At 65.3% G+C, this 13,876-nt stretch carries 11 protein-coding genes and 2 pseudogenes; 7 read left to right on the top strand and 6 right to left on the bottom strand.

Annotated features, from left to right (window positions below; translation table 11 throughout):
- Positions 1-20: 20 nt before the first annotated feature.
- Positions 21-365: a trypco2 family protein gene (locus ACZ562_RS34530; protein WP_471187658.1), complete on the bottom strand. Its 345-nt coding sequence runs from the start codon at positions 363-365 to the stop codon at positions 21-23.
- A gap of 165 nt (positions 366-530) precedes the next feature.
- Here ACZ562_RS34530 and ACZ562_RS34525 point away from each other — a divergent pair.
- Positions 531-638 (top strand): annotated as a pseudogene (locus ACZ562_RS34525) (IS5/IS1182 family transposase); the annotation flags it as partial.
- A gap of 214 nt (positions 639-852) precedes the next feature.
- On the opposite strand, the gene ACZ562_RS34520 reads toward ACZ562_RS34525, so the two are convergent.
- From ACZ562_RS34520 to ACZ562_RS34505, 4 genes and pseudogenes are all read right to left on the bottom strand, one after another.
- A complete protein-coding gene (locus ACZ562_RS34520) occupies positions 853-1,773 on the bottom strand; it encodes a hypothetical protein (protein WP_471187656.1) in 921 nt (306 codons plus the stop codon).
- 921 nt (positions 1,774-2,694) lie between these two features.
- A pseudogene (locus tag ACZ562_RS34515) lies at positions 2,695-2,922 on the bottom strand (ATP-binding protein); the annotation flags it as partial.
- The gene (gene istA / locus ACZ562_RS34510) at positions 2,919-3,995 is read right to left on the bottom strand and encodes an IS21 family transposase (RefSeq protein ID WP_471187792.1); all 1,077 of its coding nucleotides are present in this window, start codon (positions 3,993-3,995) and stop codon (positions 2,919-2,921) included. The gene istA and the pseudogene ACZ562_RS34515, both read right to left, overlap by 4 nt.
- A 450-nt stretch (positions 3,996-4,445) precedes the next feature.
- Positions 4,446-4,967 (bottom strand): 4-hydroxythreonine-4-phosphate dehydrogenase PdxA, encoded by a 522-nt coding sequence (locus tag ACZ562_RS34505; protein ID WP_471187654.1) that lies wholly within the window; start codon positions 4,965-4,967, stop codon positions 4,446-4,448.
- A 425-nt stretch (positions 4,968-5,392) separates the two neighbouring features.
- On the opposite strand from ACZ562_RS34505, the gene ACZ562_RS34500 reads away from it, so the two are divergent.
- The 5 genes from ACZ562_RS34500 to ACZ562_RS34480 are packed head-to-tail and all read left to right on the top strand — an operon-like array spanning position 5,393 to position 10,406.
- Positions 5,393-6,163, top strand: a complete 771-nt coding sequence (locus ACZ562_RS34500; RefSeq protein ID WP_471187652.1) for a hypothetical protein — start codon at positions 5,393-5,395, stop codon at positions 6,161-6,163.
- Positions 6,164-6,219: 56 nt separating this feature from the next.
- On the top strand, positions 6,220-7,977 hold the full coding sequence (locus tag ACZ562_RS34495) for a fatty acyl-AMP ligase (RefSeq protein WP_471187649.1): 1,758 nt from the start codon (positions 6,220-6,222) through the stop codon (positions 7,975-7,977).
- Between the two features lie 3 nt (positions 7,978-7,980).
- Positions 7,981-8,283, top strand: coding sequence for an acyl carrier protein (locus tag ACZ562_RS34490; RefSeq protein ID WP_471187646.1), 303 nt, complete (start codon positions 7,981-7,983; stop codon positions 8,281-8,283).
- Positions 8,283-10,049, top strand: coding sequence for an acyl-CoA dehydrogenase family protein (locus tag ACZ562_RS34485; RefSeq protein WP_471187643.1), 1,767 nt, complete (start codon positions 8,283-8,285; stop codon positions 10,047-10,049). Before ACZ562_RS34490 ends, ACZ562_RS34485 begins: the two co-directional genes overlap by 1 nt.
- A gap of 57 nt (positions 10,050-10,106) precedes the next feature.
- On the top strand, positions 10,107-10,406 hold the full coding sequence (locus ACZ562_RS34480) for a transposase (protein ID WP_471187640.1): 300 nt from the start codon (positions 10,107-10,109) through the stop codon (positions 10,404-10,406).
- A 29-nt stretch (positions 10,407-10,435) separates the two neighbouring features.
- Here ACZ562_RS34480 and ACZ562_RS34475 read toward each other — a convergent pair whose 3' ends face one another.
- Entirely contained in the window at positions 10,436-10,648 is a 213-nt protein-coding gene (locus tag ACZ562_RS34475) for a helix-turn-helix domain-containing protein (RefSeq protein WP_471187637.1), read from the bottom strand.
- Between the two features lie 645 nt (positions 10,649-11,293).
- Here ACZ562_RS34475 and ACZ562_RS34470 point away from each other — a divergent pair.
- A complete protein-coding gene (locus tag ACZ562_RS34470) occupies positions 11,294-13,723 on the top strand; it encodes a SpoIIE family protein phosphatase (protein WP_471187634.1) in 2,430 nt (809 codons plus the stop codon).
- Positions 13,724-13,876: the final 153 nt, after the last annotated feature.

Below are 13,876 nucleotides of genomic sequence, written 5' to 3'. Positions count from 1 at the left end.
CCTCGTCCAGTCCTCCATGCCTAATTCACACCTGCACTGTGCGAGGGACCGGCCTGACGCCACTGGTCCGACTGCCCCACAGCGTTAACCGGGTGGGAGTGACGATCCACCAGACCGAGCTCCACCGTCACCCGATGCGATCGGCCCGCCGAGCTCTCCGCCCTTCCGCCAGCGGTGAGCACCCATGCCTTGACCCCCGCATCGCCGCCAACAGACCGCTTCAACTCGACAGCGAATTCCAGCTCCACCCTCTCCACGACAAAGCGAAGTTCGGCGCCGCGCCCGGCGTCCGTAGCACGCTGCAGTCCTTCCCGCACCGCTTCGATCGCCTGCCACAACTCCGTCGCGTCGCTGGACTCCTCCACACCAACCCCCCAGGCCTTAACCGCGCTCGGCCAGAAACCATCGGAGAAGGCTTGCCCATCCAGCCTGCAAGCCACGCCGGCAGAAGGTACGTAATTCCGGCCTTTCTGCCTCAAGTCACCGCGGCTGCTCCCTACTCCTTGACGCCCGCCGGCTTCGAAGGGGGCCTGCTCGACGGCGCCCTCGCTGAGTGCGACCGGGTCGGCGACAGCCGGGCCGACTACTCGGCCAAGCACCGCCGCCACGGGGTGAACGTGCAGGTGGTCACCGATCCCCAGTCGCCCGTCTGAAGTCCTGGCGGATCTTCCGCAGAGCGCGATGCAGCCCGAATCGAAGGACGTCAATCGCCGCGGCCGTTCTCACCCTGGAGTGGCAACGCTGAAAGAGCTCCCTACGTTGTTCTGCGGGAGGCGGTGAGCCCTTCGTATGGTTCACCCACCCAGGGGCGTTGGGTGTGGCCGCTTCGGGAGGGATGATGGAACGTTTGTATCAGAGCAGGTTGGCGAAGTGTAGGCAGGCCTCGATCGCTTGCTGGATGCCGGCGATGCCGGCGCCTGCAGTGCCGAGAACTGTCAGTGTCTCAAAGCCGCGCCGGTAGATCGTCTGGAAGCTGCTTTGCTCCACTGTTTCGCCTCGAGCGAGGTGGCCCAGGCAGGCAAGCATCTCGGCCAACGCTGGCCGTGACTCGGCGTCGTGGGGAAGCTGTGCCAGAACATCGTTGAGGTGATCGCCGAAGATTCTCAGTGCTTGCGATTGCTGTTGGTCGAGCGTGATGTACTGGACCGCTTCACTGTTGATGGTGGTGTGGCCATGGCTGACTCCCACGGTGCCGACGGAGTGCACCGTTCCGTGGAAATGGGTCACCGGCCCTGCGTGGCTGGCGGGTTCCGGTTGTTCGCTCACACTGCCTCCATTTTCTAAGCACTGCTTTCCGCGTGTGGCCAGCGCATATCGTGGAACGCCGTAGTCGTCGTGTGCGACCGTGATGAAATCCAGTTTCTGCAGTTCACGTAGTTCCCGGCCCAGGTCACCGTTGGAGGCCTGGATGAGACGAGCTCTTCCATAGTGCTCACGCGTCAGTACGGGGTCGGTCTCGTCCCGGTCGTACTGCCAAAGCCACCAGAGGATATCCAAACGTAGGGCGGCGCAGTGCACCTCATAGGGGAGGTTTCGCCAAAAGTCCTGCATCCGCATCTGCTCCCCGAGAGGGGTCAGGATGAGGCGTGTGGATCTGAACAGCCCCCGCTTGATCAAGCCTTCCTCGATCAGCTTTTCGACGAGGGGGGCGTCGTGCTCGTGGAGGACCACCTGCTGCTGCGGTGCACCTCCCCAGTCGTCGCGATACCAAGCGATGCGGTGCAGCAGACGGAGATTCGCAAGGATTAAGTGAGCCTGCGCCTGCGCGTCCATGGTCAACACCCTGGCGTGCTCCTCTTCGTGCGCGAGAGGACGCCCAGCGTATCCACCTGCGTGGTAGATCACAATGCTCGCCGCGGTCAAGGCGCTGCGCTGCAGGACGGGCCTCCTTTCGCCCCCCGACGCCGTGGGCATCGCCCTGCTGTGTTCCTGTGGCAAAGCCTCAAAGGGCAGCGTGCACGAGCTAGTTCGCGTCCTCGGGTCCGTTCACCGCAGGCGCGAGTGCCGCGACGGTAGTCGTGACTCCCATGTGCACCTCCGGCGTCTAACTTGCCCCTCGGTTCCAGCGCTCTTGCGGTGGTGGCTTCAAAGGCTCACCTGATCCACGTGGGCGCCCTTTCGGGCCGGCCACCAGGGCCCGTATCCGACGAGTTATGCGCGAAACGAGTGAAGTGCCTCGTCTCCCGGTTTCTTCTGGCTTCGGCCTGCCGGCCTTCGCTTCTTGGATCATCCTTCTCCCGCCGGGGGGTTCAGCTCTCCTTGCGGTCGGCCTACCAAGCCTTGGCTTGGACCTCGACGGGGTTTCCACGTTCCACTCCGTTGAGAGACGGCTGGGGTGGGCGCCCCCTTTACCCCGGGACCAGAGGTATTCCCACCCTGGGTCTCATTGCCCTGGGGGCGCTTGGTGCATCTCAGCACCAGGTCCTTGACCATGGATTGCGTGCCATCCAGTGGTTTTACGATGACGAGGCATCATCAGGGGTTCACTTGCGTTCGCCCGTCCAGCCTTCTCCTTGCCTGTGGCTCCCCGATGGCCAGGGTGCCCTTGGGCTTGAACGCTCAGCTTCACCCCCGCCGTTACCAGCGACGCATGTGAGCGCGGAGACGGGCCCGAATACTGGCCCGAAGGGCGGCCGTCCTATCCATCCTTCATGTGACCGTCCTTACTCAATCGGAGCGACTTCGTGTCGCACACGAGAAGTCGTAATCGTCCAGCGTCTTGTGGTGCGGCAGCTTCGACAGTCGCAGGCCCTGCCGGAAACGTCGGTCATCGCGGACCGCAAGCTCTTCGGAGAGGACCAGGTCGAGGAAGTCGAGGTAGCCCATCTTCGCCTCGTCGGCGCGGCGGGTGTACTCGTTGATGGTTTCCGCCAGGTGGGGCAGGCCCGTGGTGCGGATGCGGTTGCCGGTCAGCTCGCTCAAGACGACTCCTTCGTGGGGGAGTTGGTGGTGAAGGGCCGGGTGCCGGTCAGTTCGTCATAGACCCACAGCGGCCGCCGCCCGACCTCAACGCGGGTGGCTGCGGCCCGGTTCAACAAGGCCTGCAGTGGCCCGACTTGGCCGCCCGCGGACGGTTCATGACGCGGTGGTGATGTCACGTCGCCCGTCGTGGTGCGGCGGTTCTTGCCGGCCGACAGGCCGTCCCAGTGCTCGTCCTGCTTGATGACGGCTCCACGGCCGACCGCCCGAGGATGGGTGGACAGCAGGGTCTCGCCGCCGGCATCGGGGACGGTTGAGTGCAGCATGACCTGGGACTTCGTCGCCCTGATCTCGACCAGCTGACGCGGGCGGACCTTGCGGGCGGGAACCGAGTAAAGGTTCCCGCCGAACGCGACCAGGCAGTCCTTGCCGACCGGCCGCAGATGCCGCTCGGCCACCAAGTACGGAGTCGGGGGCAGCGGTTTGAGGGCCGCGTGGTCGGGGGCGGCCCGGATGCCGATGACTTCCCGGTGCGTCTTGTGGATCTGGTCCCGCCGCCTGGGCACCCAGGCGGCGAACGCGGCGTCCATCTCCTCCAGCGAGGAGAACGCCCGCCCGGAGAGCACGTGGTCACGAACGATGAGGACCTGACGCTCGACCCGGCCTTTGCCTGTGGGCCGGTAGGCGGCCAGGACGTCGATGTCGAAGTCGTAGTGGCCGGCGAAGCCAACCGCTTCCGGGTGCAGCGGGACCGCCTCGCCCGGGGCGACGTGCCGGCGCACGACGGTCTTGGTGCGGTCGTAGACGATCGTCATCGGCACCCCGCTGAAGTGCGCAAACGCCCGGCGGTGGCAGTCGAAGAAGGTCTGCAGATCCTGGCTGATGGTGAAACAGCAGAACGGATCGCGCGAATACGACAGCACCATGTGAAACGAGTAGACCTTGGGGATGCCGACGTGAGCGAGGATCTTGCCCTCGTCACCCCAGTCGACCTGGGCCTGAGCACCTGGGATGACCTCGAAACGGCGGTGCAAGCCCGCCAACTCGTTGGGCGTAATGCCGAGTTCGTCGGCTATCCTCGGGCGGGCCTGCTGAACGTAGAGCTTGACGCGCTGATAGTTGCCGGAACCCGTACTCCGCGGCCAGCCGTTCTTGGATCACCGACGCCTTCATCAGGATCTCGGCCCGCAGCATCGCGTCGACCAGCGGCGCGAACTCGTCGATCTTCCTGGGAACCACCTGGCCACTGGCCGAGCGGCGCGGTGGTGTCGCCGGGCCCGCGAGGTACTTGCGGACCGTCTTGCGGTCCAGCCCCGTCTCCCGGGCGATCTCTGACAGGCTCATCGTCCCGGACTCCAACAGCCCACGAAACCGCCGCAGTTCCGACCATCGACACGGATCCAAGACCATCGCCGACCACCCCCTGCCGCCCACACCGACTACGCAGCAGAGTGCCGACCAATGCGGGCCGCTGCGCTGGAGTGTGCGGTGGGTGAGGCGGATGATGTCGAGTACGCGGGTTGTGGTTATCGCGTCGATTGCAGTGCGGAGTGACTGGTGCACGTGGCCAGGACGATCCTCAGTTCGTCGGTGGCCATCATCATCGCGTATTCCGTGGTGCTGGACAGGTCGGCGAGGATCTCGGTGTGCCCGGGGTAGGGGACGCCGGACATGCGCAGTGCTTCCTTGTTGATCGGCGCGGTCACCAGGGCTCGTATCTCGTGGGCCATCGCGAGCTGGGTACCGCGGCGGACGTACTGGATGGACGCCGCTCCGGCTCGGGCGTCGAGTGTGCCCCAGGGCAGGTCTGCCGGAAGGCCGTTCTCGGCAAGGACGTCCACCGTGCCAGGTGCGAACTTCGCCTGGTCGACTGATGAGATGGGGCGGATTGCGAGGTGGGTGTCGGCGATCTTGTTGGCGCGGGCGAGGACGTCCGTGTCGCCAATGACGACGACGGGGACGGTGCGCCGGGAATCGGCACACGCTTTGAGGGTGATCTCGAGGCCGATTCCGCAGGGGTCGCCCATGGTAATGGCGATCGGGGTCATGCGTGCTGGCTTGGCGTCTCGTCTGGTTGCTGCCGCAGGAAGCCCTGGCCCGACTCGGCACCCTCCCAGCCCCGGCGAGGAGGCCTGGTGACTGTGTGCCCCTCCCACCGCCCGTCGAGCCAGTCGAACACACAGGCACGGAAGGGAGGCACCGGTTCCCGGCTCCGGGACCGGGAGCTATGGGGAGTGGTGACTGTGCAGCAGGACTGTTCCGGCGCTTGCATTCTCCGAAAAAGCAGGTGAACGCTGAATGAACAATCATGATCAATTGCTTTTCTCGATGAATATTGCTCGCAAAGGTTCACTGGAAGGCCGGTGCGCCCGCTGCCACAGTAGGTGCGGCTGCAGATCCGACCAAAGCGGTGAGCGGCCGACCTACGTTCGTTCTGACAGACTCTCACGATCATTTTCGGAGGAATTCGGGCGTGACCGCATACCGTGAAAAGAGCATGGCCGCCCCTGTCACCTCACCAAAAGGAAATGTGAAGCACCAACCAGCGCCCACCGCGATCGAAGTTCGCCTGTTGCGACCGGACGATATAGAGCCTCTCCTGATTTTGGAGCACAAAAAGTGGACCGATAACCAGGCGGCCCGACGCGAGGACATAGCGCGTCGGATCGAGGCGTACCCAGGGTTGTGCTTCGGAGCTTTCTCGAAAGACACAGGTGAGGCGCTGGCTTCAATGTTCGCGAAGCCGATCACGATCGGGCAGCTACGTGCTGCGGACACGTGGGCGGACTGCGCGAACGTAGATCTTTCCACTCCGGGACACACCCGGAGTTTGTTTGGTATCAGTTTGACCAGTACCGAGCAGGAAGCAGTGGATGCCATTCTCGGATTCTTCTGGCCGATAGCCCTGAAGGGCGGCTGCCGTGAGATCTATCTGGGGTCCCCTCTTCCGGGTCTGCGTGCCTGGAAAATTCGCAATCCTGATGAGCCGGTGGAGACCTACGTCCACGCAAAACGCAAGAACCACCTGCCGCTCGATCCGCAGCTCTTCTACTACTACGAGAAGGGTTTCAAGTGGATTGAGGCCTGCAAGCCTGACTACTTTCCGCATGATCGGTCGCTCGACTACGGCGCTGTGATCCGCGCGAGGATCCCGCTGTCGGCCGGTGCTCCACTGTGGCGGATAGTGCCGCTCTCCTGGTTGCGGCTGATGACGCGGTTCCTGCGGTTCTCGAGACAGTCTTGACACCATGGGTTCATCGATCACATCAGGCGGCACATCCCCGAACTCGGCAGGGAGAAATGGTTGTTCACCGAATACCACCGTCGGATATCGTCGAGGTCGTCCAGCGACAGTCGGCCGGTCCCGACGGCGATGCGTACTCCTACATGGGAAACACGAGGAGCGGCATCATCGACGATTCTCTGGGCTATCACGAACTCGACCTGGACGCTCGCCGGATCGCCGTCTGGCTGACCGACCACAAGGTGGTGGCGGGCGATCGAGTTCTGGTGCTCTTCCCTGCGGGGCTGGGTTTCCTCAAGGCATTCATGGGATGCCTGTATGCAGGTGCGGTAGCCGTACCCGCGCCGCTGCCGGACCGCTTCACGACGGCGATCGACCGGACAGTCGGCATCCTGCATGACGCCGAGGTGTCCGCGGTCCTCAGCGATGGCGGAAACGTTCCCTTCGTGACCGACTGGTTGTCGAAGCAGGGCCGTCAGGTCCCCTGCGGCGCAGTGGACGACATGCCCGGCGATCCCGGGAACTGGCGCTGGCCACACCTGTCCAGAAACGGCCTGGCGTTCCTTCAGTACACCTCCGGATCGACCAGCGATCCCAAGGGCGTGAAGGTCACCCACGGGAATCTGCTGGACAATCTGGCATCGATAAGCCGCTGTGCGGGCATCAAGGACGGTTTCCGGCAGGTCGGGTGGCTTCCGCCAGTCCATGACATGGGTCTTATCTCGCAGTTGCTCATGACCGCGTATCTGGGAGGCCGGCTTCTGCTGCTGCCGCCCAGCGAATTCCTGCGGCGTCCACACCGATGGCTCGAGCTCATCGACGAGTTCGGCGCGAATTACGCGGGCGGGCCGAACTTCGCCTATGATCTATGTGTCCAGAAGATCAAGGACGAGCAGATCGCCAACTTGGACCTCTCCCGTTGGGAGGTCGCGTTCAACGGCGCCGAACCCATCCGTGAACAAACGCTTGCGGCTTTCGCGGAACGCTTCGCACCCGCGGGATTCCGGGCATCAGCGTTCGCGCCCTGCTACGGTCTGGCAGAGGCGACTGTTCTGGTCACGGGAACCGGACGCCGCACTCCGGTGACGCTCAAGGCTGACACCGATGCCCTCGCGCACGGGCAGCTCCGCAAAGCCGAAAAGAGCGCTCCGTCTCGCCCCCTGGTCAGCAGTGGCCAGGCGGAAGGCTGCCAGATCGTCATCGCCGACCCGGCCACAGCGCGTCCACTGGGTGAAGGCCGGATCGGGGAGATCTGGGTACGGGGCAGTTCGGTCTCGCAAGGCTACTGGCGGCGCGACGACCTCACCTCGGAAACGTTCCGTGCCACGACGAGCACGGGCGACACCGGTTTCCTGCGCACGGGTGACCTGGGCGTACTGCGCGACGGGGAGCTGTACGTGACCGGACGCCTCAAGGACATGATCGTGGTACGCGGCCGTAATCTGTACCCACAGGACCTGGAAATGGCGACACGGAACGTAGCCGCGAACAATTTCACCGGGGCGTCAGCCGTCTTCCGACTGTCCGACACCTGCGAGGACATCGTCGTCGTCCAGGAGATAAGGCCAGCGGCACTGCATTCCGCCGATGCCGTCCAGGAATTCATTGGGAAGATCCGAAGCGCGCTCGTGGAAGAGTTCGGAATCCAGCTGCCGAGCGTCGTGCTGGCGAAACCCGGCGCCGTACGGAAGACCACCAGCGGAAAGGTCCGCCGTTCGCTCGTGCGTCAACTTTTTCTCGATGCCGAGCTCGATACGTTCCACGAGGACCTGGCCGCTACCACACAGGCGCTGCGGCGCCCGGCATGGAGATAACAAATGACCGACAACATGAATGCACTGCAGGACTTCGATCTGACTGACTGGCTGGTCGAACGGGTGGCTTTCTATCTGGAGCGACCGGCCGAGGCAATCCACCCGGACGTCCGACTCGCGGAGTACGGCATGGACTCGCTGTACTCCTTGAACGTCATCAGCGACATCGAGGACCAGCTGAACGTCGACATCGACGCGACGGCCATTCGCGCGTACGCCACGATCAACGCTCTGGTCGGCCACCTCGAAGAACTGCTCGGCCAGGCCCCCGCCGGGACGGCACCGCAGGCCCGGGGCAGCTCGTGATGGCCCCCGGCAATCCCCTCGACGCGCCGGCCGCGACGCCGCTCACGGCAGCACAGACCACAGCTGCCGACCTGGACCGGTTCCTGGGAGATCCGCTCCGACCCGGCACACCGTTCTCCTATCGCGACATCGTCGAGAGCGAGGAGCGCGGCGAACTGCCGCCCGGAGCGGTCGAAGCCCTGCGGCAGTGGGGCCTGCCCAGACATCTCGTCCCCACCGAAATCGGTGGCAGTCTGAACACCTTCGAAGAACTCTTCCTCGCCACTCGCGCCCTCTCCCGGCGCAACCTGACCCTCGCCGTGATGTACGGCTCCACCCTCCTCGGCGCACTGCCGGTGTGGCTGTGGGGCAGCAGGCACCAGAAGGAAATACTCGCCAAGGAGATCCTCGGCGGCGGCCTCGCCTCGTTCGCCACGTCGGAGGCCGATCACGGCAGCGACATCGGCGCCAATGAGATGGCCGCCCGGCCCGAGGGCGACCACCTGGTGCTCACCGGAGCCAAGTGGCCGGCCGGCAACGCCACCCGGGCCCGCTTTGTCACGACCTTCGCCCGCACGGGACGCGCGAGCAACTTTTCCCTTCTTCTCGTCGACAAGGAGCAGTTGGACCCCGACAACTGGTCCAACCTGCCGTTTGTCAAGACCGTGGGGCTGCGCGGCCACGACCTGAGCGGCATCACCTTCGACCACTGCCGCCTGCCCGCCTCCGCCGTCATCGGAAGTCACGGGGCGGGACTGGTACAAACCCTGAAACTGCTGCAGATCACCCGCACCGCTGTCGCTGCCCTCTCCCTGGGCACCATGGATGCCTCCGTACGCATCGCCCTGCGCTACGCCCACCAGCGACACCTGTACGGCCGGCCCATCTACTCCTTGCCGACCATCAGGGACCAGTTGCTCAAGGCCCATATAGACGTGCTCATCAGCGAATGCCTCGCCGTGCCAGTCGCACGCGCCCTTGCCGTCGCCCCAGGACGTCTGAGCCTGTGGTCCTCGATCGCGAAGTACTTCACCCCGGTCATCGCCGAGGAGGTGCTCTCCAGAATGGCCGGTGTGCTCGGCGCCCAGAGCTATCTGGCGGAAGGAGTCGCTGACGGCATCTTCCAGAAACTCCGGCGCGACCACGCCATCGCCAGCATCTTCGAGGGCACCACACACGTCAATCTCCACGCCGTGGCTCACCAACTCCCGTTCGTCCTGGCAGACCACGGCGACCGCACCGGCAACCCGGACGGGAACGATTTGCTGGCCGCCCTGTTCTCCCGCACCGAAGATGCACCTGAATGGCAGCCCGACGGGCCCAGCCTGCAGCTGACCAACGAGGGCCGGGACGAGGTCACTCACAGTTGGGAACAGATCAAGCGGCACATGGCGGACCTGGCCGCCGATCCGGAGTGCCCACCGGCCCATCGCGATGTGAGCCAACTCGTGGCGGAGATCGACTCAATGCGGGAGCGCTGCTATGCCGGCATCGCCAAGGACGGCACCTGGGACAGCAACTCCACACACGCCCTGGCCGCAGCCAACGAGCACTGCGTGTTCCATGCCGCGGCATCGTGCCTTCTCACCTGGCTGTTCAACCGCAACGAACTCGGCGGGGAATTCACCGATGCGCACTGGCTCGCCCTCTGCCTCCAACGCCTCATTCAACGACTCCGTCCGGACCAGCAGTTCCCCGACACCTGCGTTGCGGCCCTCGAAGACCGCGTGCTGCGCAGCCTCCGCGAGGACACGCCGTTTTCCCTGGCGGAACTCGCCAGGCCCTGACGTGCTCCCCGGCCTGCCCTCCGGGGTCAGCGGTTCGGTTGGAGGGCTCTTTCCGTTTTGGGTTCCGGCCGCGGGCGTGATCTCGGTGGTGAAGACTGCTACGCGGTCCGCTCCGGAGCGGAGGGCACCATCAACGAGTTCGCCCACGGACACGGCATGCGCCACTGCCGCTACCGAGGACAGCCGAAAGCCAACCTGCAACACGTACTTGCGGCCATCGCCGTGAACATCGAACGACTCAGCGGTCGAACAGCAGCCGAGGAAACTCCCTGCCCTCGCCCGCCGACCGCCTTCCAGACCTTCCTGGACCAGCATCAGATCCCCCGCTCGAAGTCCTGGCGAACCCTCGGGAGCTGACCTCGACCACCCCAAGATCCCCGACAGAGTCAAGGTGAGGGAAGGAATCCCTGCCATTGCAGGGCTATGATCACGGCAGCGGCGTCGTGGGGTCGCTGCACATCGAGGCTCGTGTATCTCTTGAACGCGTGCAGCCGGTTCAGCACAGTGTTGCGGTGGATGCGCAGCACCCGAGCAGTGGCTCCTGCGCTGCCGGTGTCCAGATAAGTGCTGATGGTCTCGAGGATCTTCCGCCGTTCCAAGTCCGCAGTTCTCCTGAACCCGACCGCACGGGAGGAGCTGCCTGCACAGTTCGACGCGTTGCTCGGCGAAGTAGCCCGAGAAGCAGGAGTGGCGCAGCGTGCCTCTGCTTGCCACACTCGAGGCACATCTCGAGGAGGGCCGGCGCGCTGCGCCAACCGCGAAGGTGGTCGGCGTTCGTCAACCCGCTGTACCAGCGTCTCGGCACTCGCGAGCCCTCCTCGCCCGGGACTGGCGGGAGCCGCCTCGCGTCGTTGATCTGTGGATTCTGCTGCGGGTCGTCCCATGGGACAGGGACAAGCGCTGAATGAGGTGTGGTCTGTCGCCGGGGCCCGTCGAGATTGTCTCCAGCGGTCCGGGGTCCCACGAGCATCGATGAAGGCCGCGTCTGAGCAGGTCGACGCCGGGTTCGCCTTTTGTTGATCAAACACCGAGGACAAGCCTGTGCGCGTGGGTAAGGGGCTGGACCGCGTGAGGGACTTCCTCGTCCACGGCACCTCTGGTCGATTATGGAAAACTAGATCTCGTGCCCAGTCGGCGGCAGCACCTTTCTGGTGGGACGGTACAGAGCCGTGAAGAACAGTCAAGATCGTCATGGCGAAGCACACAGTGAGGACCTGGCAGCACCAGCGGCCCTTGAGACGGCCGTGCCCGGTGATCCGACGGCCCCCTTCGACCTGGCGGGCGTGGCCGCAGCGATGCTGGACCCGGCAGGTGTGGTCATCGGCTGGACGAAGGCGGCCGAGCGGCTTCTCGGCCAGTCGGCACAGGGCGTCCTAGGACGACCGGCCACCGTGCTTCTGGCACGGGGTGTGGATGAGGCAATGGCAGCCGACGTGCGCGCGCAGTATGTGGCACATGGCAGTTGGCGGGGCACCGCGCCGCTGCGGCACCGAGACGGTCGGCGTCTGGAGCCGATCGTGCAGGTCTCCGCGATGCTCGACGCCTCCGGGCGCAACTGCTGGATCGTCGTCGCGCAGGAGCAGGCGCCGGACGCGGAGATGTACCGGCTGATGTTCGAGCCGTTCGTCACCCGTTCGCCGGTCGGCGTGGCCGTACTGGACAGCGACCTGCGGTACGTCTGGGTGAACGAAGCGCTGGAGGACCAGGGGGCCGTGCCGCGCGAGCGGCGCCTGGGCAAGCGGGTCGCCGATGCTCTGCCTGGTGTGCCGACCGAAGACCTTGAGGCGCTGTTGCAACAGGTGCTGGAGTCCGGCGTCCCTGTGGTCGACCACGAGTTCCGCGTGCGCATCCCGGCGAAGAAGTATCGAGAGAGCATCTATCGCCTTTCCTTCTTCCGGTTGGAGAACCCGGCCGGCCAGGTCCGTGGGGTGTGGTACACGGCGACTGATGTGACCGACCGCTGGCGGGCGCGGGAACGACTCCTCCTTCTGAACGAGGCTGGCGCCCGCATCGGCAGCACGCTGGACGTGGAGCAGACGCTGCAGGTACTGGTCGAGGTCGTAGTACCGCGCTTCGCCGACTTCGCCGCTGTCGACCTCCTCGGCTCCGCTGAGGCCGTAGTCGAGCCGGTTCCCCATCCGGTCGGTGGCAACCCGGTCCTGCACCGGGCAGTGATGCGTTCGGTCCAGGAGCACTGCCCGGAGTCGGGCGTGCAGGTCGGGGAGGAAGTCCGCGCCCTGCCCGCTACCCCTACGGCCGATTGCCTGGCCGAAGGCAGGGTGATCGCGGAAGCGGTCACGGAGCCGTGGCTCAAGGCACAGGAGTGCGGGATCCACTCGGTCATGGTCGCGCCTTTGCGCGCGCGGGGCGTGACGCTGGGCGTGGTGCACTTCGCGCGGTGGGAATGCCCGGATCCCTTCGAGGAAGACGATGTGCTCCTCGTCGAGGAACTCGTCGCCCGTGCCGGTGTCTGCGTGGACAACGCCCAGCGCTTCACCAGCGAGCAGACGGCGGCACGGGTCCTGCAGCACAGCCTCCTCCCGCGCCTCCGGTTCGACGGCTCCGCCGTCGAAGTGGCATCGCGCTACGTCGCGGCGAGCACTGTCGCAGGGCCGGGCAGCGACTGGTTCGAGGCGATCCCACTCTCCGGGGCGCGCGTGGCCCTGGTGGTCGGGGACGTCGTAGGACACGGGCTCACCGCTGCCGCCATCATGGGGCGGGCCCGAACTGTTGTGCGAACCCTGGCCTTCCAGGATCTGCCTCCCGAAGACATCCTGGCCCGCCTGGACGATCTCATCCTCAGGGCCCAGCACGTTGATGCCTCGGTCGGCCGGGAGGGTGAGAGCGGGAACGAGGTACGTCCGGTCGCCGCCGCCACCACCGGCGCCACCTGCCTTTACGCCGTCTACGATCCGATCACCCGGCGTTGCACACTGTCACGGGCCGGCCACCTGCCACTCGCCGTCGTCAGTCCGGATGGCACCGTGTCCTACCCCGACCTGGGCAGTGGGCCGCCGATCGGCCTCGGAGCGCTGCCTTTTGAGTCCGCCGAGTTCGAAGTGCCCGAGGGAAGCCTGCTGGCCCTCTACACCGACGGACTCATACAGCCCTACGAGCAGGACGTTGACACCGGACTGGGCCGGTTGGCCGACGCTCTCGCCCAGCCCGGCGCCACTTTGGAGGACACCTGCGACAACGTGATCAGGGCCCTGGTGCCCGACCACCCGACCGACGACGTCGCCCTGCTGGTGGCACGCACCCGCGCGCTGGACGCCGACCGGGTCGCGTCCTGGCCCCTGCCCGCCGACCCGGCCGTCGTTGCAGATGCCCGGGAGCACGTGTGTGCCCAGCTCGTGGCATGGGGGCTCGACGAGCTGCTGTTCACCACGGAATTGGTCGTCAGCGAGCTGGTCACCAATGCCGTCCGCTACGGCGGGGGCGGCAATATCCTCCTGCGCATGATCCGAGACGAGGCCTTGATCTGCGAGGTCTCCGACACCAGCAGTACCACGCCGCGCCTGCGACACGCCCGCACCACCGATGAGGGCGGCCGCGGTCTGTTCCTCGTTGCGCAGCTCACCCAGAGGTGGGGCACGCGCTATACGCGGTCCGGAAAGATCATCTGGGCGGAACAGGACCTTCCCTCAGTCTCAGATGCCGTCAGGCCATTCTGACCTCTCAAGACAACGTGCCCCGTCTGACACGTGGTGGCATCCCTCATCTGGTGGACAGTGAGAAGCTGTTGTCTTTCCGGGCTTGAGGACAGCGTTTTCGCTGGTCGGGCGTAGTCTCGATGATCCTGTGGGAGTGGTGGTCTGTTGTGTCGC

The organism is Streptomyces sp. NPDC040410 (genome assembly GCF_055595715.1).
Note: the sequence above shows the minus strand (reverse complement) of the source record. Positions and strands in the feature narration are given on the sequence as shown.